The sequence below is a fragment of the Burkholderia sp. AU45388 genome, assembly GCF_030481585.1.
Classification (GTDB): Bacteria; Pseudomonadota; Gammaproteobacteria; order Burkholderiales; family Burkholderiaceae; genus Burkholderia; species Burkholderia sola.
Window position 1 is genome coordinate 70,704 of sequence record NZ_JAUJPV010000002.1, and the last position, 19,661, is coordinate 90,364.

The window sequence follows — 19,661 nt, forward strand, 5'->3', positions numbered from 1 at the left end:
CTTATGCCCCACCCGGGTAAATATGCATTAAACAGGCATCATCGCGTTTTTGCCGAATGCTTTGTTTATGGATAAACCGGAATGCATGCCCGTACGACGACCTGACGGCCATTCGTCCGACCATTCGACGTAATGCGTTCGGCCCGATTGAACGCGCAACGCCAATGTCGTCGATACGACGTGTTTGACGTCATTCGATTGAATTCGACAATCTGAACATGTGCCGTGCGCGACGTTCCGGAGTCGTTGATCGAATCCGCCCGTCGCGCACGCTTGCAACCCTCACCTGAACACGTTCACCGCATCCACGAGCCGCGTCGCCTGCTGCTTCAGGCTTTCCGACGCCGCCGTGCTCTGCTCGACGAGCGCCGCGTTCTGCTGCGTGATGTTGTCCAGATGCACGACCGCCTGGTCGACCTGCGCAACACCCGTGCTCTGCTCGGCCGTCGACGAGCTGATCTCCGCGATCAGATCCGACACGCGCTTCACCTGCGCGACGATGTCCTCCATCGTCTTGCCCGCGCCATCGACGATCCGCACGCCCGACTCGACGCGTTCGACGCTCGCGCCGATCAGCGTCTTGATTTCCTTCGCCGCGTTCGCGCTGCGCTGCGCGAGCGCCCGCACTTCGCCGGCCACCACCGCGAAGCCGCGCCCCTGTTCGCCCGCGCGCGCCGCCTCGACGGCCGCGTTCAACGCGAGGATGTTGGTCTGGAACGCGATGCCGTCGATCACGCCGATGATGTCGGCGATCCTGCGCGAGCTGTCGGTGATCTCGCTCATCGTCGTGACGACTTCGCTCACCGCCTGCCCGCCGCGCCCGGCCGCCTCGCTCGCGGACACCGACAACTGATTCGCCTGCAGCGCCGTTTCCGCATTGCTCGATACGGTCGCCGTCATCTCGGCCATCGACGCGGCCGTCTGCTGCACGCTCGACGCGGCCTGTTCGGTACGCGCGCTCAGGTCGCTGTTGCCCTGCGCGATCTCGTTGCTCGCGCGCTGCACGTTGTGAACCTGCTCGCTGACGTCGTCGACGAGCCAGCGGAACATCAGCCCGAGCTGGTTGATCGTGCGCAGCGTCATGCCGATCTCGTCGACGCGGTCCATCCGCACGCCGCGCCGGCTCTCGCCGGTCGCGACGTGCAGCGCCTGCTCGTGCAGCCGCTTCAGCGGTTGCACGATCTGCGCGTCGAGCCACCAGCCGGCCGCGGCCGCCACGCCGGCCGTCACGCCGGCAAACGCCGCGAGCTCGCCGCCGCTGAGCCCGCAAGCCCAACCCGCACCGACGACCGCCGGCGCCAGCACGCACAGCGCCGAATGAACGCGTGCACGCACCGACATCGTCTGCGGCAGCGAAGCGATCCGCAGCAGCCCGGTGCGAATGACGAGCCCCTTGTGGAACCGGCGCTGGCCGGCCTTGCCGTCGCGGAACGCGCGATACAGCGCGTCCGCGGCTTTGCTCTCGTCGTGCGGCGCCTTCGTGCGCACCGACATGTAGCCGTGCGGCGCGCCGTCGCGCATCACCGGAATCGCGTTCGCACGCACCCAGTAGTGGTCGCCGTTCTTGCGGCGGTTCTTCACGAGCGCGGTCCACGGCTCGCCGCCCTTGAGCGTCGCCCACATGTCGGCGAACGCCTCCTTCGGCATGTCCGGGTGACGCACCACGTTGTGCGGCTGGCCGACGAGCTCCTCGGTCGAGAAGCCGCTCACCTGCGCGAACGTCGTGTTTGCGTAGGTGATGATGCTGTCGGCATCGGTCGTCGACATCAGCGTGACGTCGTCGGGAAAATCGAATTCCTGTTGGGTAACGGGCTGGTTGTTGCGCATGCAAGGCTCCGAAAGGCGGATCTGTCGTCCGCGCCGCGCTGAATTCGCGCTCAGTAGCCGAAAAACGGTTGTTCGCTTTACGACCCTCTCGTCCTTGCTGTCGGCAATTCACCGGCAAACCTTAATTTCAAAACGAATAAAACGGGCACTCCGGTCATTGCCATGATTTAGATCAAATAATCCGGCGATAATCCCCGCGCACGTTATCTGTCCGTCACGAAGCACAACACGACATTGGTAATGCCAGCGGCCGTTGCGTGCGGCGAAACGATCGGCTTATCCTGCCCCGTTCCACCGGAATTCGAATCCGATGAAAAAGACATGGCACGGACTGAATCGGCTGTCCCGGAATACGGCGACGGTTGCGCAAGACAGCCATGAAGGCGATCAGGCTGCATTCTTTCGCAACGGCGGCTCGATGCCGTTTCCGGAAGAACGCGAACCGGACGGCTATCGCATGGTGCCGCCCGAAGGCATGCCGCGCCGCACCGCCGCCGAACGCGACGCGCTGTCGGCCCGCCCGCTGGCGCGCGCGATGGGCGCCGCGCGGCTGTACGTATCGGCCACGCCGTCGCGGCGCACGATCGACTTCTACCTGCGGCTCGGCTTCACGGTCAACCCGTCGCCCGATCCCGAGCTTTACGCGCTCGAGCCCGAGGATATTCATCTGGAAGGGCCGACGGCCTGACGGCCGGCACGCGGATGACGGCGCGCTCCGGCAACCGTCGCAAGCCGGTGAACGACGAAGGGCGGCACGAGACATCTCGTGCCGCCCTTCGTGGCGAAAACAGCGCAGCGGTAAAGCGGCGCGTATCCGGCCGCTTCACCGCATCACGCCGCTCACACGCGTTCGATCGCGATCGCGATGCCCTGGCCGACGCCGATGCACATCGTGCACAGCGCAAAGCGGCCGTTCGTGCGATGCAACTGGTACATCGCGGTGGTCACGAGGCGCGCACCCGATGCGCCGAGCGGATGGCCAAGCGCGATCGCACCGCCGTTCGGGTTCACGCGAGGATCGTCGTCGGCGACGCCGAGCATGCGCAGCACCGCGAGACCTTGCGACGCGAACGCTTCGTTCAGCTCGATCACGTCGAACTGGTCGATCGTCATCCCGAGCCGCGCGAGCAGCTTCTGCGTGGCCGGCGCGGGGCCGATGCCCATCACGCGCGGCGCGACGCCGGCCGTCGCGATCCCCAGCACGCGGGCGCGCGGCGTCAGGCCGAAGCGCTTCGCGGTGGCCTCGTTCGCGAGCAGCAGCGCGGCGGCGCCGTCGTTCACACCCGACGCGTTGCCGGCCGTGACCGAGCCGTCCGGGCGCACGACGCCCTTCAGCTTCGCGAGCGTCTCGAGCGACGTCTCGCGCGGATGCTCGTCGCGCGACACGACCAGCGGATCGCCCTTCTTCTGCGCAATCGTGACCGGCACGATTTCTTCGGCGAGCGTGCCGTCCTGCTGCGCGCGCGCGGCCTTCTGCTGGCTGCGCAGCGCGAACAGGTCCTGATCCGCGCGGCTGATGTGGTAATCGACCGCGACGTTCTCGGCGGTTTCCGGCATCGAATCGACACCGTGCAGTTGTTTCATCAGCGGATTGACGAAGCGCCAGCCGATCGTCGTGTCGTAGATGTCGGCCTGGCGTGCGAACGCGCTCGCGGCCTTGCCCATCACGAACGGCGCGCGCGTCATGCTCTCGACGCCGCCCGCGACCATCAGCGCGGCCTCGCCCGACTTGATCGCGCGCGCGGCCACGCCGACCGCATCCATTCCCGACCCGCACAGGCGGTTGATCGTCGAACCCGGCACGCTTTCCGGCAAGCCCGCGAGCAGCGCCGACATGCGCGCGACGTTGCGGTTGTCCTCGCCGGCCTGGTTCGCGCAGCCGTAGATCACGTCATCGATTGCCGTCCAGTCGACGTCGCGGTTGCGCTCGACGAGCGCCTTGAGCGGCACCGCGCCCAGATCGTCGGCGCGCACGCCGGACAGTGCACCGCCGTAACGCCCGATCGGCGTACGGATCGCATCACACAGAAAAGCTTCGGTCATCAGTGTCTCCGGTCCCTTGGAAGGCTGGGAAATGAACAGGGCGCGCCCCTTGCATTGCCCGCCGGGATGCGCTTAAATGTTCTATATACGAACATAAGATCGTGTATCGAACGTTCAACGCATCATAGGGAGTGCAGGGACGACCTGTCAAGCGCGCGGTCCGCCGGGCGGTTGGCGTGTCGGGCCCCATGCGCTATCTTCTCGGCTGCACGACATTCCAGGCGCTCATGACAACCGACGATATTCAAACGAAACCCGGCGACTCCTATGTGCAGTCGTTCGCGCGCGGCCTCGCGGTGATCCGCGCGTTCGACGCGACGCGCCCTGAGCAGACGCTCACCGAGGTCGCGTCGGCCACCGGCCTCACGCGCGCGGGCGCACGCCGGATCCTGCTCACGCTGCAGACGCTCGGCTACGTCGAGGCCGACGGCCGGCTGTTCAGGCTCACGCCGAAGATTCTCGAGCTCGGCTTCGCGTATCTGACGTCGATGCCGTTCTGGAATCTCGCCGATCCGGTGATGGAGCAACTGTCCGCGCAGATCCACGAAAGCTGCTCGGCCGCGGTGCTCGACCGCACCGAGATCGTCTACGTGCTGCGCGTGCCGACCCGCAAGATCATGACGATCAACCTGTCGATCGGCAGCCGGCTGCCCGCGTACTGCACGTCGATGGGCCGCGTGCTGCTGTCCGCACTCGACGACGCGGCGCTCGACGAAACGCTCGCGCAGAGCGGCATCCGCGCGCATACGCCGCGCACGATCACCGACCTCGGCGAGCTGAAGGCGGCGATCGCGCAGGCGCGCCAGCAGGGCTGGGCCGTGGTCGACCAGGAACTCGAAGTGGGGCTGATGTCGCTGTCGGCGCCGATCCGCAATCGGCGCGGGCAGATCATCGCCGCGATGAACATCAGCGGCAACGCGCAGCGGCATACCGCGAAGCAGATGGTGAAGGAGTTTCTCGGGCCGCTGCAGCAGGCCGCGCAGACGGTCTCGGAACTGGTGGCGCGGCGCGGGTGAGCGGCGACTTCGCTCGCGGGGTCGGCCCGACGGTCATGCGCGGATCGCGCGGATAAAAAGACGGGAGGCATTCGCCGCCCGCTCAACTCTGACTCTGCTTGAAACGTCCTTCTCACGGAACGCGGGGTGCGCTCCGCATCGACCAATTTAGGGGCGCGGCCACGCCCGGTCAATTTGACGAGAACGAAAATTGCGGGGCGCCGTTCGGACAGGGGCTCGCCGCGCCGCTCACGCGCCCAGCAGCATCCCGTGGCGCACCGGCACCGTGCCCGCCACACGGCCGAGCGGCGCGCCGGCCGTCACGAAGCGGATCGCGGGATCGTGCCGACGGCGGTCGGCCAGCGGCTGCTCGCGCGTTCCGGTTCAATCCTCGGCGAATGCGAGCAGGTCGAGCGGGAAATCCGTCAGTTGAGCGGCGCCTACGAAGGCACCGTCACGCTCGGCCTCGTGACCGAGCCGCTGATCGACGCGTTCGCGCCTGTACTGACCGCGTGCCGCGCGCACTTCGACAAGGTCGACGTGCACCTGCGCACCGGCACGTCGCGGATGATGATCGGCTGGCTGCGCGAAAGCGCGATCGATTTCGCGATCGCGCTGGTCGCGAAGCGGACCGACACGACCGATCTCGCGGTCACGCCGCTACGCACGTCGGCGCCGGTGGTCGTCTGCCGCAACGGGCATCCGGCGATGCATGCGCAATCGCTCGCGGAGCTGGCCGACTATGGATGGGTGTTGACGCGCTCGCCGAACCTGAGCGCCGATCCGGTCGTCAACCGGCTGCTCGCGTACTTCGACGCGCACGGCCAGCCGCCGCCGACGATTCTCGCGACCGTCGAAGGGATGTTCGAGACGCTGCGGATCGTCACGCAGACCGATTCCCTCGCGCTCGAAACCGAAGCCATCACGCGGCACGGGCCGTTCGCCGGCGCGCTCGTGAAGGTGCCCGTGCGCGAGCTTGCGGAATCGCAGGACATTTGCCTGCTGCAGCGCGCGGCCGTGCCGCTGACGCCGGCCGCGCAGGAACTCGCGACGATGCTCGCGTCGTACCTGAGAGTGGTGCGCGGGCGGTAAGCGCACACGGCCGCGTCGCCGCTCGCGCCGCGCATCGCGCGCCGGATCAGTCCAGCGATTCCCGCGCCGTCTCGCGCAGCATCGCGACCGCGATCAGCGACAGCACCACGCACGCGGCCACGTAGCCGGCCGGCGCGAGCTTGCTGCCGGTCGTCTTCACGAGCCAGGTCGCGATCAGCTGCGCGGTGCCGCCGAAGATCGTCACCGCGAGCGCATACGCGATCGAGATGCCCGTCGCCCGCACGTGGCGCGGCAGCGACTCGCACATCAACGCCATTTCCGACGCCGAACCGAGCGAATAGAACAGCAGCATCAGCGCCGTCAGCGGCAGGATCACCGACAGCGTCGGATGATGATTCATCAGCCAGAACGCCGGAAACAGCAGCACGACCAGCACGCCGCGGCCGACGAAGATCGGCAGGCGGCGGCTGCCGAGTTTGTCCGACAGCCAGCCGAACAGCGGGCACGTGACCAGCATCACGCAGCCCGACGCGACGCCGACGAACATCGACAGCTTCATCGGCAGGCCGAGCGTATGGATCGCGTAGGTCGGCATGTAGAACGTCAGGATGTAGGTCGACACCGTGCCGCCCATCACCGTGAGCATCAGCAGCAGCACCGTGCGCGTGTGATTCGAGAACAGCTCGCGCAGCACGCCGCGCTCGATGCCGTGATGGCGGTCGCCGGGCGCGTCGTCCGCGAGCCGGCGGCGCAGGACCATCCCGACCGGCGCGATCAGCACGCCGACGAGAAACGGCAGCCGCCAGCCCCAGCCCTCCAGCGCATCCCTCGTCATCGTGTTCGACAGCAGCGCCGCGAAGCCCGAGCCCATCAGCGCGGCGCCGCCCTGCGTCGCGAGCTGCCAGCTCGCGCGGAACGCGCGGCGCGACGTGCCGCCCTGTTCGAGCAGCGTCGACGTCGCCGCGCCAAATTCGCCGCCCTGCGAGAAGCCCTGCAGCAAGCGCGCGAACACGACGAGCAACGGCGCGGCCACGCCGACCTGCGCATAGGTCGGCGCGATCGCGATCAGGCCGGTGCCGAGCGCCATCAGCATGATCGTCAGGTTCAGCGCGGCCTTGCGCCCCTTGCGGTCCGCATAGACGCCGAGCACGACGCTGCCCAGCGGCCGCGTGAAGAAACCGGCGGCGAAGGTCGCGACCGACAGCAGCAGCGACGTGGTCGGGTCGCTCGACGGGAAGAACAGCTTGCCGATCAGCACCGCGAAGAAGCCGTACACGGTGAAGTCGAAGAATTCCAGCCAGTTGCCGATCACGGCCGCGGCGATCGCGCCGCGCTTGGTGACCGCAGGCGCATCGCGCGTGCCGGTTTCAACGGCCTCCGCCGACGCGGGGTGCAGCGCGAGATGGTCTTTCTGCATTGCTATCCTCTCCTGTCAATGCGCCGGAAGCGCCGGCCGCGCGCCGCCGCTGCGATCACCGCCCGAGGTAACGCTCGACGAGGCGCGTCCAGAACGCCGCGCCGATCGGCAGGTTGCGATCGTTGAAGTCGTATTTCGGGTTGTGCACCATGCAGCCGTCCTCGCCTTCGCCGTTGCCGAGCCGCACGAACGAGCCCGGCCGCTGCTGCAGCATGAACGCGAAATCCTCGCTGCCCATCAGCAGGTCGGTCTGCTCGACCACGTGCGCATCGCCGACGAGTTCGCGCGCGACCTGCGCGGCGAAATCCGTTTCGGCATCCGTATTGACGACGACCGGATAACCTTCGATGTACTCGACGTTCGCGCTCGCGCCGTAGCTCGCGGCCTGCGTTTGCGCCAGTTCGGTGATGCGGCGCTTGAGCAGCGCGCGCACTTCCGGGCTGAACGAACGCACGCTGAGCTCGAGGCGCGCGCCGTTCGGAATCACGTTGTTCGCGGTGCCCGCATGCATCGAGCCGACCGTGACGACGGCCGGCTGCGACGGGTCGACGTTGCGCGCGACGATCGTTTGCAGCGCCATCACGATGCTCGCGGCGACGACGACCGGATCGACCGTCAGATGCGGCCGCGCCGCGTGGCCGCCGACGCCTTCGATCGTGATGATCGCCTTGTCGCCGGCCGACATGAACGGGCCGCGCCGCGTGAGGAACACGCCGGGCGCCGCGCCCGGATGGTTGTGCATGCCGAACACCGCATCGCACGGAAAGCGCTCGAACAGGCCGTCGTCGATCATCTTCTTCGCGCCGCTGTCGACGCCGTGCTCTTCCGCGGGCTGGAAATACAGGTGCACGGTGCCCGAGAAGTTGCGCGTCTTCGCGAGATGCTGCGCGGCGCCGAGCAGCATCGTCGTGTGGCCGTCGTGGCCGCATGCGTGCATCTTGCCGTGCGTGCCGCTCGCATACGGCAGGCCGGTCGCCTCGACGATCGGCAGCGCGTCCATGTCCGCGCGAATGCCGATGCTGCGCGCGCCGTCGCCCACCCGCAGCGTGCCGACCACGCCCGTCTTGCCGACCCCGCGCGTCACCTGCCAGCCCCATTGCTCGAGCTTGTCCGCGACGAGCGCGGCCGTGTCGTGCTCTTCGTACGCGAGTTCGGGGTGGTGGTGGATGTGGTGACGGATCTCGCGCAGCCCGCCGGCGGCGGGCATCAGATCCTCGACTTCGGTGAATCGGGTATCGGTGGTCATCAAGGGGCTCCTGCGTTTATCTGCGCACGCCGATGGCGCGTGCGGGAAAGCGAGCCACTATATCCAGCCGATATCGGTTCAATAAGATGCGGAATTTTTCACCGTGATAAGGGTTTTTAATCAGGGTTAATACGGATGCGTCGGGTAACCCCCTTCGTCAGGAACTTCGGCCCAACGCGCAAGCGCTCATCCCTGACCTGTTCCATCGTGGAATGACACATCGGAGTCCTACGCCAATTTTCAATAAAAAATAGACGTCGTATCCTCCACGCTGTCGTGAACGTCCTTAAGCGAAACAATACCTGTCATTCGCCGATCGACTGGGTGGCATACCGCGCGCATCACTGAAAAGCGGCCATATCCCGGCCGCTAGTTGAGGGGACGCATCTCTCACACCATTTTCGAAGATGCATGGCATGAACGACCTCAGTCCCTGGGAACAGATGATCGCGGCGCTTGCGTCCATGCTCGACGGTGGAACCCGTGTACCGGAGCAGGGGCGCGGCAACGTGAGCGCAGCGCGAGAGCCGAACGGAACCGGCGTCCGGGCGAACGGTATTGACGAAGTCGCCAGGGCCATCGTCGCCGTCGAGCGTCTGAATGGGTCGACGGTCCTCGTGTCGTGGAGCGACTCGACACGCTGTCGCTATGACGAGCAGCGCTGGGTCAACGCGAAATCACGGCGCAAGGGGCGCTGTGCATTGAGTGGCGAACTCGTGCAAGTTGGCGACGATGTCTACAAGCCGCAGTGGCGTGGCTCGAAACGGCCGGGGAATAGCGCCGAGATGATCCTCGCGTCGGCAATGGATTGCATGATCCGCAGCCGCAGTTCAAGACTACTGCTTGATTGCGCTCAACTGCCGATCGAAGTCCGCGGGATCAAAGTAGTCTCGCCAAACCGTGATTCGATCATCGACGATGGTGAGTGTGCCCATCACGGGAAGTGTGATTTTTCCGCCTGATGCGTGTTGAAAGACGTCGATCCGCTCATTGAGAACGACGTTTCCCGCTGCGGCGATATGGGTCACCGTCCAGTCGGCCTTGAACGTCGTACCGATCCCGAAGTCGCCGTGGAATTTGCGGACATTGTCCCGTCCAACGATGGCGGGGAACGGAACGTTATCGTAGAGGACATCATCGGAGAGCATCGACAGTGCGTCGTCGATGCGGTTCTCCGTCCAAAGCGAAAAGAAGCGAAGCGCCACAGTCAAAACATCGGTAGTCATCTCAGCTCCACGGATTAGGGGGTGGAAAGCAGGCGCGGTACATGGCGCACAGGCAGGGTCTCCATGTACCGCCGGTCTTAGCCTTGAACGAATGCCAGCAATTCTGGGTTCAAGACACCTGCGTTGACGGTCAACATCCCATGAGAGAAGCCCGGGAACGTCTTCAGCGTGCCGTTCTTCAACAGCTTGATTGTCTTGAGCGCCGCGTCTTTGTACGGGACGATCTGGTCGTCTTCGCCGTGAAGCACCAGCGTCGGCACGTCGATCAACTGGAGATCTTCGGTCTGGTCCGTTTCCGAAAACGCCTCGATACCGTCGTAGTGGGCCTTCGCGCTACCCATCATTCCCTGGCGCCACCAGTTCTGGATCACGCCCGGATGAACGGTCGCATCCGGACGGTTGAACCCGTAGAACGGACCCGCGGGCACGTCTACGAAGAACTGCGCGCGATTTTCGGCGAGCCCCTTGCGTAGCCCGTCGAAGACATCCTGCGGCAGGCCTTCGGGATTCGATGGCGTCTTCAGCATCAGCGGCGTCACGGCGCTCACAAGAATTGCCTTGGCGACACGCCCCGCCGGCCCGCCGTGCCTTGCAACATAGCGCGCGACTTCGCCGCCACCGGTGGAATGGCCGATATGCACGGCATTCCTGACGTCCAGCGTCTCGACGAGCGCAAACACGTCCGCTGCGTAATGATCCATGTCGTGACCTTCGGCGACCTGCGACGAGCGCCCGTGTCCGCGCCGGTCGTGCGCAATGACGCGATACCCGTTCGACAGGAAGAAGAGCATCTGGGCATCCCAGTCATCCGCGGAGAGTGGCCAGCCGTGATGGAACACGATCGGCTGAGCATCCCTGGGCCCCCAGTCCTTGTAGAAAATGTCGACGCCGTCTCGCGTGGTAATGAATGACATGATCGTGTTCCTTTCGTACGGTTGCAGGGAAGTAACGGTTGCTGCGGAAGTCGTCGTGGCAAGCGCGATCTCGGGTGGTTGTCGCCCGAATGCGGCCGGCAGGCGAAAGGGACGTACACGGGTGCCGCCCGATCTTGAGCCCGCTTCAGGAAGGCAGAGTTACGTCGACGCCGCGAACGGGTAATCGATGTAGCCCTCCGCGTCTTGCGTGAACCACGTTGCCGGGTCGTCCGACGCGAGCGGAATCGCTTCGGCCAGACGCCGGGGGAAATCCGGATTGGAGATGAACGGGCGCCCGAACGTAACGGCGTCGCCAACGCCCGCATCGAGTTCCGCCTGAGCGCGAATGGCGTCGAAATCCGAGTTGAGCACCAGCGGTCCTTTGAAAGCCGGTCGAATTTTCGCAGCGAGCGGATCGAGGTAGCCGACGCCGAAACTGCCGTTCAGCGGAGGCTCACGCAGTTCCAGGAATCCGATCCCTACCGCGGATAGCGCCTCGGCGGCCGCGACAAACAACGGCAAGGGATCGCTGTCACGCACGCCCTGGGTTTCGCCGTTGGGAGACAGACGAACGCTGGTACGGCCGGGACCCGCTACATCCGCGACAGCCCGGGTTGCCTCGATGAGAAGCCTGAGCCGATTCGAGATCGATCCGCCATACGCGTCGCTGCGGAAGTTGGCACTGTCTCGCAGGAATTGATCGATCAGATAACCGTTCGACGCATGCAGCTGTACGCCGTCGAAGCCGGCCTGCAGCGCATTCCGCGCTGCGGCGGCGAACTGCTCGACAACCGCGGGAATTTCGTTTGTCTCGAGTGCGCGTGCCTGCGTGTAGGGCTGCTTGCCCGAGTAGGTGTGAGCATGGCCGGGCGCCGTCGTCCCGGACGAGGAGACAGGCGGTGCGCCATTCGGAAAGCTCGGATGCACGACTCGCCCCATATGCCAAAGCTGAGCGATGATGCGACCACCCGCTTCGTGCACGGCATCGGTCACCGTGCGCCAGCCGGCAATTTGCGCAGTTGCCCACAGCCCGGTGGCGTAAGGCCATCCCAGGCCCTGCCGGGAGATGCCGATCGCCTCCGAGATGATGACCCCGCGGACGCACGCTGACTGTAATAGTCCGCCATCATCGCGGTCGGTACGTGTTCGCGCGTTCCCCGCGCACGCGTCATCGGCGCCATGAAGATACGGTTGGGCGCTTCAATCGCACCGAGTCGCAACGGATCGAACAGCGTAGGCACCCGAACCTCCTTCTCGTTTTTGCCAACGTGGAAATGCCGGCATCTCTTTATCCGACTCAGACAAGGCGAGCGCCGCCGTCGACATGAATCGTCTCGCCGTTCATGGATCCATTGCTCATGAGGAACACCACGGCAGCGCCCACTTCTTCGGCGGTTCCCAAACGGTGCAGCGGCAATTTGTCCTTCAATGCGTTGACGTACGCGTCACGACCTTCGCCGAGCGTGCGAGCCAGCAACGGTGTATCGGTGGTGCCGGGCGAAACGGTGTTGACACGGCGAGGCGCAAGTTCGAGAACCAGCCCCCTGGCCAGCGCCTCCATCGCGGCCGACGCGGACGCAAGAATGGCTGTGCCATAGGCGTTGGGTCGATCGGCCAACACGCCGGAAATGAACGTGACGGAGGCATCGGCCGCCAGCCGGTCACCCAATGCGCGCAAGGTATGGACGGCTGCCCAAACGCGCTCGTCGAACGCCCGCCGTAGATAGTCGACGTCCGCCTCGAGTACCTTGCCTGCCACGAAGGTTCCCGCGAGGAGAACGAGATGGTCGACGTGAGCGATGTCCGCCAATGCCGCGACGATGGTCTCCGGCTTGGTCACGTCGGCGCTCCGCCAACCCGCGAATCCATTCTCGATCGCGACCTGTTCGGCGCCCTCCGGGTTGAACCCGACAACCGTGACGCTTGCACCGGCGGCCTTGGCCTGTTTGGCCGCGGAAAGGCCGATTCCGGACGTTCCGCCGAAGATGAGGACGGACTTGCTCTCGAGTGAATGCGAATCGAAATCGGAGTTCATGAAGTGGGCCCTGTCAGCCGGCGCAACTCAAGACGGCGCCGTGCAGAGCACTCTATACTTGGCAGCGGACATTGATAATCAGCGCCGCATTCGCTTCTATATTTCCGCCATGGAACAAATCAGCCTGGACCGCCTCACCGGTCTCATCGCATTTAGCCGCGCGGCATCGTTAGGAAGCTATTCAGCTGCAGCGCGCGCGCTTGGCGTAACGCCTTCCGCTGTGAGCAAAAGTATCCAGCGCCTGGAGCGTCACTTCGAGATCAAACTGTTCAACCGCACGACACGGTCATTGACGCTGACTTACGAGGGGCGCGACCTGCATGAACGCACGCTGCGCCTGCTGTCGGAAATGGAAGCGATCGAACAGGCTGCTGCCTCGGCGCGATCCGAGCCTGCGGGCATCCTGAAAGTGACCGCGCCGCTCCCGATCGGGGTCCATCTGATCGCGCCCGCCCTACCCGCGTTTCGTCAGCGCTTTCCAAAGCTGTCGCTCGACCTGCGCCTGGGCGATCATTTCGTCGACCTCGTCGGTGAAGGTATCGACGTGGCTGTTCGCGTGGGGGACCTCGCGGGCTCTCGTTTGGTCTCGCGAGCGCTTTCCCCTCACTACATCGGCGCCTACGCGTCTCCGGACTACCTTGCCAAACGCGGTGTGCCAAGGCATCCTGACGACCTCGTGGATCACGATTGCGTGAACTTTCGCTTTCAAAGTTCGGGGCAAGTTCTTCGCTGGACCTTTGCCACGGGCGAAGCGTCACTCAGCCTCACGCCGGATGCGGGCATCGTTGTCGACACCAGCGATGCGGTAGCTGCCGTCATGGCGGCAGGTGGAGGCGTGGGCATTTCACCGACGTATGTCGCTGCATCGTACGTTCGGCGCGGGGAACTCGTGCCGGTCCTCACCGAGTTCGTCGAACCGCGCTCACTATCACCGCGCTCTGGCCCGAGAGCCGCCGGAGTAGCCCGGCCGTCAAAGTATTCCTGGCATACCTGAAGAAAGTCTTTGCTTCGTATGCGGCAGGCCATTGACGACGTACCCGCTGTCGGGGCGCGCCGATGCCGGCCCACCGCATTGGGCTATGCAAATCCGTACAGCTTCGCCGGGTTCGTGACAAATATCCGCTGCTGCCAGTCCGGACGCCCGATCCACCCGGCAATCACGTCCAGCAGGCTTGCGTCGTCCGGCTTGTCCGTCTTCTGCGTCGGGTGCGGCCAGTCGGTGCCCCACAGCATGCGTTCCGGCGCCATGTCGATCAGCGCCTTCGCGACCGGCGCGACGTCGTCGTAGGCGGGCGCCCCCGTCTTGCTGTCGACGTACGGCCCCGACAACGTGATCCACGTATGGCCCTTTTCGACGAGGCGTTGCGCGGTGCGAAACGCGGCCGACGACAGCCCGCCGGGTTGCGGCACATGCGCGATATGGTCGATGACGAGCGGACAAGGCAGCACCGCAAGATGACGCTCGAGTTCCGGCAGCCGCGCGCCCTGCACCACCAGTTCGATATGCCAGCCGAGGTTCGCGATACGCGCGGCGAGCGGCGCCAGCATGTCGAGCGTCGTCGCGCCCGGATAGCTCAGGTTGAACCGGATCGCACGGATGCCGCCGCGATCGAGCGCCCGAAGTTCGTCGTCGCTCACGGTGCCGTCGACGACGGCCACGCCGCGCGCGTCGTCGCCGAACTGCGCAAGCGCCGCCAGCGTGCAGCGATTGTCCGTCCCGTACGTCGACGGCGTCACGACCACGTTGCGCTTCACGCCGATACGCGCCTGCACGCGCCGGTATTGCGCGACGGTCGCATTCGGCGGGCGCAGCGTCGTGCCCGGCGCGACCGGAAACCGGTCGTCGTAGATGTGCATGTGACAGTCGATCGCCCCTTCGGGCAATTGGAACACCGGCCGCTCGGTGCCGCTCGACCACGTTTCGTCGGCAGCGGCCAGCCTCGGCAATGCGGCCGAAGCCAGCGTCGCGCCGGCGATCCTGAGGAATTCGCGTCTCGCGATGCGCGCCATGATCAGATCGTCCCCGTCTTGCCGACCAGCTTGCCGGCCGCATGATTGCGCGTAAGCAGCAGCAGCGTCGCGACGCTCACGAGCGTGAGGATCGCGAGCGGCATCAACGCGAGCGCGTAGCTGCCCGTCGCCGCCTTCACCCACCCGTACACGTTCACCATCAGCCCGCCGCCGAGCAGGTTCGCGATCGCATTGACCGTCGCGAGCCCGGCCGCCACGGTGCTGTTGGACAGCATGTCGGTGGCGAGCGCCCAGAACGGGCCCTTGAACGAATACGCGCCGACCAGCACCGCGCAGAGCATGCAGACCGTCGGCAGCAGCGATCCGCTCAGCGACGTCGCGAACAGGCCCACGCCGATCAGCAGCATCGGCACGACCGTATGCCAGCGCCGTTCGCCGACGCGGTCCGAGCGCCGACCCCAGTACACCATCAGGACGGAGGCCACTGCGTACGGCACCGAGTTCAGCAGGCCGGTCTCCATGACGGTCAGGCCGAACGACTTCAGCAGTTGCGGCTGCCACACCGACAGCGTGCTGCCTGCCGCGGAAGCGCACGTGTCGACGAGCGCGAGGCACAGCACGTAGCGGTTGCGGAACAGTTGCGCGAGCGGCAGCGACGGCACCTTCTTGCGTGTCTTGTGGCCGGCGGCCAGCGTGGCCGAGAGCCATGCGCGCTCGTCGTCGTCGAGCCACCTCGCGTTCTCCGGCTTGTTCGGCAGCATGAACAGGCAGGCGACGCCGAGCAGCACGGTCGGAATGCCTTCGAGGATGAACAGCCAGTGCCATCCACGCAGGCCCCAGACACCGTCCATCTGCAACAGCAGCGCGGAGACCGGCGAGCCGATGAAGCTCGCGGCCGGAATCGCGACCATGAACGTCGCGACGATCCGCGCACGGTACTGCGTGGGAATCCAGTACGACAGATAAAGCAGCACGCCCGGGAAGAAGCCGGCCTCGGCCGCGCCCAGCAGGAAACGCAGCACGTAGAACGTCGTCGCGTTGTGCACGAGCGCGGTCGCCGCCGACACGATGCCCCACGTGATCATGATCCGCGCGATCCAGATCCGCGCGCCGTATTTCTGCAGCGCGAGGTTGCTCGGCACTTCGAAGAAGAAGTATGAAATGAAGAACAGGCTGCTGCCGAAACCGAACACCTGCGCCGACATCCCGAGGTCGTGGTTCATCTGCAGCGACGCCATCCCCACGTTGCCCCGGTCGATGAAGGCAAGCAGGTAGCAGATCATCAAAAAGGGAATGAGTCGCCAGACGACCTTTCGTATGGTCCGGCGCTCGATCGCGGACGCGTCCATGAAAGCGGTTTGCATGTTGTCTCCGTTTATTGTGCGCCTGAGCGCGTTCCTGTAAACCGTTGCCACGCGATGATCGCCACGACGCCGCACGCGAGCACGGTGGCCATGGCGGCGAAGGTGTGTCGCACGCCGAGCGCCTCCGATGCGCTGCCGACGAGCAGATAACCGAACGGCATCGTGCCGTTGTAGGCCATGCCGTACATCCCGACGAGCCCGCCGCGCACGTGTTCCGGACACTGGCGCTGAATCGTCGCGTTCGTCGACGTGGCCGCGAACGTGAGGCTGAAGCCGAGCGCATAGAACGCGGGAATCGATCCCGCCGCATCGGTCGTCGCGGCCAGCACGGCCAGTGCGCCGACCGCCGTCCACGGCGCATACGCGATGAACCGGCGCGACGCGCGCGGCCCGAACGCCGACGACAACAGCACCGCCGCGCTCAACGAACCGGCGCCGGCGCACGCGAAGAACACGCCGGTAAAGCGCGCCGCGTCGTGAAAGCCCTGGTCCGCGAGCAGCGGCACGAGCGTCTGGTAGCTGCCGGCGAACAGGCCGATGCACGCGAGAATCGGCAGATAGCGGGCCGAGAACGCATCGGACAGCACATAGCCGACCGCGTCGCGCAGGCCGCTTTCCGCGCGCGACGGGCGGTCCACCGACTCAACCCGGATCGACCGCACGCATGCCGCCATGAAGCACAGCGCGAGCGCATAGATCGCAAACGACGTGCGGGGCCCGAGCGTCGGATAGACGAATCCGGCGATGGTCGGGCCGACCATGCGCCCGACGTTGTAGACCATCGTGTTCATCGCGACCGCGTTGGAGGTGTGCGTCGCATCCTGCAGGCTCGTCAGCAGCAGCACCTGCCGCGCCGGCGTTTCCACCGCGCTCGACACGCCGATCGCCAGCGCATGCGCGAGGATCAGCTTCACGCCGAGCAGGCCGAGCAGCGACAACGTGAAGAGGCTGCCCGTCAGCAGCAGCGACGCCGTCAGCACGCATAGCGTCACGCGGCGCGCATTGGCCGAGCCGATGCGGGAGCCCGCCACCGGCGCGACGATCAACTGCGGGCCGTACAGCAGGAAATTGAGCAGCGCGAGGATCGCCGCCGAGCCGGACAGGTGATAGATCAGCAGATTCAGCGTGACGTTCTGCGTCCAGCTGCCGAGCACCGACGCGACCTGCCCGCTCAGATAGCGCCGCAGCGATGCCTCGGCCAGCGCGGGAAACAGCCGGCTCACCCACCCCGCTTGCGTGGCCACGTTCATGACAGCGTCTTCCCGCGCGTTTCGGGCGCGAACAGCACGACCGCGGCCGCGGCGACGAACGCGACGATCGTCGTCGCGAGCCCGAGCACGAAGCCGCCCGACGTCGACGCCAGCGCACCGATGATCAACGGCGCGATGAAGCCGCCGAGCCGGCCGCCGTTGTATGCGAGGCCCATGAAGAAGCCGCGCGATGCCGTGTTGCCGATGATCTCCGCGAGGAACGGGCCGGCACCCGCGAAGATGCCGTTCACGCTGAAGCCGGTCAGGAAGATCGCGGTCATCAGCAGCAACGGATTCGCCGACACGATGTACACGCCGACGGCCAGCGCACCGACCAGCAGGTAGGCCAGGAACATCGGACGCCGGCCGATGCGGTCCACCCATGCCGAGAACAGCAGGAATCCGGTGATCGCGCCGAACTGCAGCGCCAGCACGAACTTCAGGCTATGCACGAAGTCGAGGTGCTTCACCGTGACGAGGAACGTCGGCGTCCACGTGAATACGCCCCAGTACAGGTATTGCAGAAAGAAGATGAAGCAGAACGCGGTAAGCAGGCCGCGCACGTTCAGCTTCTCGCGACTGGCCGCGCCGGGCGCGCGGGCCTGCGACTTCGCGTGCCGGCGTTCGAGCCAGATCGGCGATTCCGGCGTCTTGCGCGCGACCCAGAACAGAATGAAGAACGGCGACGCGCCGATCAGGAACAGCAGACGCCAGCTGTCGCCACCCAACCCGCCATGCGCGGCGCCGACGATGCCCGAGATCGTGATCGCGAGAATCGCGCCGATCGGCAAGCCCATCTGCATCAGCGCGCCGCCCTTGCCGCGCCGGCTCGGGTGCCAGGTTTCCGCGACGAGCGCCGCGCCGGCGGTCCAGGTTCCGCCCATGCCGAGCGCGCCGAAAAAGCGCAACGCGGCGAACGTGTGCGCGTCGGGCGCGAATGCGATCAGGCCGGAAAACAGCGAGTAGATGCCGACGCAGAGCAGCGCGGTGCGCACGCGTCCGATCCGGTCCGACACGAAGCCGAACAGAATGCCGCCGACGATCTGTCCGGCCGCCGTGACGCTCGTGAACATGCCGAGTTGCGCCTTGCTCAACCCGAACTGCAGCGCGAGCGTCGGCAGCAGGAGCGACAGCAGGAACGAGTCGTAGCTCTCGAACGTCCAGCCGAGCCCGGCGAGCGACAGCGAACGCCATTCGATACCGGTCATGCGCGTGAGCCCTTTTTCCGCGGCTGCGGCTTCCATCTCCTGCGTCGTCACGATTGCATTCGTCTTCATGGGTTGTCTCCGGGAAGCGCGATGCGATACGTCGATGCGGCCGTCCGGCTGAACAGCGCGGCCCTTTCATCGGCCGACATCGCGGACGCGAGTCGTTTGAAGGCGTTCCACAGCACGCGATAGCCGAACATCCCCTTGTCGACGGGGAAGTTGCTTTCGAACATGCAGCGATCGACGCCGAAAAGCTCGACGCAGGTGTCGAAATACGGCTGCCACGCGGCCGCCAGATCCTGCGACGACGGCGGCAGGTCGCGCGCGGCGAAGTCGAAGCCGAACACGGTCATGCCCGCGCCGCCGAGCTTCATGCGCGTGTTCGGCAGCGCGGCGAGACGCGCGAGTGGCCGTTTCCATTGCGCATGGACTTCCGCGCGCCGGCCGGCATGCGGACCCACGCCGAGCGGACCGCCGAAATGGTCGATGACGACGGTGACGCGCTCGCATGCGCGCGCGAGTTCGTACAGGTCGTCGAGCTGCGTGTGATAGACCCACGCATCCAGCGACAGCCCGTAGCGGCCGAGCGTCGTCACGCCCTGCCGGAAAGCCGGGTCCGACATCCGGTCGCGCGGCGGCGTCACCGGGGTCGATCGCACGTCGGGGCTCGCATGCCACGCGAGCGGATTGCGGATCCCGCGCAGTCGCCCGCCGGACACCTGCGCCATCGTGTCGAGCACCGCCTCGAGTTCCGCGCCGAGCGACAGATCGGCGCCGCCGACGATGGCCTCGCAGCACCGCGCGGGACCGTATGCGCCGCTGTCGAACATCGCGGCGATGCCATTCGCGAATTCCACTTCGCCAACCGGCTTGAATGCGTCCGGGCCGCTTGCGCGCAACATCGATCGACACTGCACGTACACCGTCGACACGACCCGATGCCCGCTGCGCACGTCCGCGCCGAACTCGTCCGCGAGATAGCGTCCGGTCTGGCGGTCCCACAGGTGGTGATGGGCATCGACGATGGCAAGCTCGGGTTCGAGCACCGGCTCGTCGCGCAAGGCGAGCCACGCGGGCCGGACGGGCAGATGGGGCGCATGAACGGTCTGCAT

Annotated in this window: 14 protein-coding genes and 4 pseudogenes; 5 read left to right on the forward strand and 13 right to left on the reverse strand. The window is 65.9% G+C overall.

All coding sequences use genetic code 11. The annotated features are described in order from the left end of the window. Positions 1-282 precede the first annotated feature (282 nt). A complete protein-coding gene (locus QZM72_RS04130) occupies positions 283-1,827 on the reverse strand; it encodes a PAS domain-containing methyl-accepting chemotaxis protein (RefSeq protein WP_301737270.1) in 1,545 nt (514 codons plus the stop codon). 310 nt (positions 1,828-2,137) lie between these two features. Between QZM72_RS04130 and QZM72_RS35570 the strand changes: the two are divergent. Further along, positions 2,138-2,269, forward strand: a pseudogene (locus QZM72_RS35570) (SAM-dependent methyltransferase); the annotation flags it as partial. 398 nt (positions 2,270-2,667) lie between these two features. Here QZM72_RS35570 and pcaF read toward each other — a convergent pair. Then, positions 2,668-3,870 carry a 3-oxoadipyl-CoA thiolase gene (pcaF, locus tag QZM72_RS04140; RefSeq protein ID WP_301737272.1) on the reverse strand — a complete coding sequence of 401 codons (1,203 nt, stop codon included), beginning with the start codon at positions 3,868-3,870 and terminating at the stop codon, positions 2,668-2,670. Positions 3,871-4,097: 227 nt separating this feature from the next. On the opposite strand from pcaF, the gene QZM72_RS04145 reads away from it, so the two are divergent. Both QZM72_RS04145 and QZM72_RS04150 read left to right on the forward strand, forming a co-directional pair. Continuing rightward, the gene (locus tag QZM72_RS04145) at positions 4,098-4,886 is read left to right on the forward strand and encodes an IclR family transcriptional regulator (protein WP_179233545.1); all 789 of its coding nucleotides are present in this window, start codon (positions 4,098-4,100) and stop codon (positions 4,884-4,886) included. 309 nt (positions 4,887-5,195) lie between these two features. Then, positions 5,196-5,957 (forward strand): annotated as a pseudogene (locus QZM72_RS04150) (LysR family transcriptional regulator); the annotation flags it as partial. Positions 5,958-6,003: 46 nt separating this feature from the next. On the opposite strand, the gene QZM72_RS04155 reads toward QZM72_RS04150, so the two are convergent. Next, a complete protein-coding gene (locus QZM72_RS04155) occupies positions 6,004-7,335 on the reverse strand; it encodes an MFS transporter (RefSeq protein WP_301737274.1) in 1,332 nt (443 codons plus the stop codon). Between the two features lie 55 nt (positions 7,336-7,390). Then, positions 7,391-8,581, reverse strand: a complete 1,191-nt coding sequence (locus tag QZM72_RS04160) for a M20 aminoacylase family protein (protein WP_301737275.1) — start codon at positions 8,579-8,581, stop codon at positions 7,391-7,393. Between the two features lie 464 nt (positions 8,582-9,045). Between QZM72_RS04160 and QZM72_RS04165 the strand changes: the two are divergent. Beyond that, a pseudogene (locus QZM72_RS04165) lies at positions 9,046-9,381 on the forward strand (DUF3331 domain-containing protein); the annotation flags it as partial. A gap of 36 nt (positions 9,382-9,417) precedes the next feature. Here the strand turns inward: QZM72_RS04165 and QZM72_RS04170 are convergent. The 4 genes and pseudogenes from QZM72_RS04170 to QZM72_RS04185 all read right to left on the reverse strand — a co-directional run bounded on the left by QZM72_RS04170 (position 9,418) and on the right by QZM72_RS04185 (position 12,756). Beyond that, complete coding sequence (locus QZM72_RS04170; RefSeq protein ID WP_301737276.1) at positions 9,418-9,807, reverse strand: limonene-1,2-epoxide hydrolase family protein; 390 nt, start codon at positions 9,805-9,807, stop codon at positions 9,418-9,420. Positions 9,808-9,884: 77 nt separating this feature from the next. Next, positions 9,885-10,721: an alpha/beta fold hydrolase gene (locus tag QZM72_RS04175; protein ID WP_089470700.1), complete on the reverse strand. Its 837-nt coding sequence runs from the start codon at positions 10,719-10,721 to the stop codon at positions 9,885-9,887. 159 nt (positions 10,722-10,880) lie between these two features. Continuing rightward, positions 10,881-11,962 (reverse strand): annotated as a pseudogene (locus QZM72_RS04180) (alkene reductase). A gap of 56 nt (positions 11,963-12,018) precedes the next feature. Then, a complete protein-coding gene (locus QZM72_RS04185) occupies positions 12,019-12,756 on the reverse strand; it encodes an SDR family oxidoreductase (RefSeq protein WP_089470702.1) in 738 nt (245 codons plus the stop codon). Here QZM72_RS04185 and QZM72_RS04190 point away from each other — a divergent pair. Continuing rightward, entirely contained in the window at positions 12,755-13,750 is a 996-nt protein-coding gene (locus tag QZM72_RS04190; protein WP_301737277.1) for a LysR substrate-binding domain-containing protein, read from the forward strand. The two genes, QZM72_RS04185 and QZM72_RS04190, sit on opposite strands and share 2 nt — an antisense overlap. Positions 13,751-13,833: 83 nt before the next feature. Here QZM72_RS04190 and QZM72_RS04195 read toward each other — a convergent pair whose 3' ends face one another. The 5 genes from QZM72_RS04195 to QZM72_RS04215 are packed head-to-tail and all read right to left on the reverse strand — an operon-like array spanning position 13,834 to position 19,661. Next, positions 13,834-14,766 carry an amidohydrolase gene (locus tag QZM72_RS04195; RefSeq protein WP_089470703.1) on the reverse strand — a complete coding sequence of 311 codons (933 nt, stop codon included), beginning with the start codon at positions 14,764-14,766 and terminating at the stop codon, positions 13,834-13,836. 2 nt (positions 14,767-14,768) lie between these two features. After that, the gene (locus tag QZM72_RS04200; protein WP_301737278.1) at positions 14,769-16,091 is read right to left on the reverse strand and encodes an MFS transporter; all 1,323 of its coding nucleotides are present in this window, start codon (positions 16,089-16,091) and stop codon (positions 14,769-14,771) included. An 11-nt stretch (positions 16,092-16,102) separates the two neighbouring features. After that, complete coding sequence (locus tag QZM72_RS04205; RefSeq protein ID WP_301737279.1) at positions 16,103-17,341, reverse strand: MFS transporter; 1,239 nt, start codon at positions 17,339-17,341, stop codon at positions 16,103-16,105. Next, positions 17,338-18,618, reverse strand: coding sequence for an MFS transporter (locus QZM72_RS04210; RefSeq protein ID WP_301737280.1), 1,281 nt, complete (start codon positions 18,616-18,618; stop codon positions 17,338-17,340). The genes QZM72_RS04205 and QZM72_RS04210 overlap by 4 nt, the downstream gene beginning before the upstream one ends. After that, positions 18,615-19,661, reverse strand: coding sequence for an amidohydrolase (locus tag QZM72_RS04215; RefSeq protein WP_301737281.1), 1,047 nt, complete (start codon positions 19,659-19,661; stop codon positions 18,615-18,617). The genes QZM72_RS04210 and QZM72_RS04215 overlap by 4 nt, the downstream gene beginning before the upstream one ends.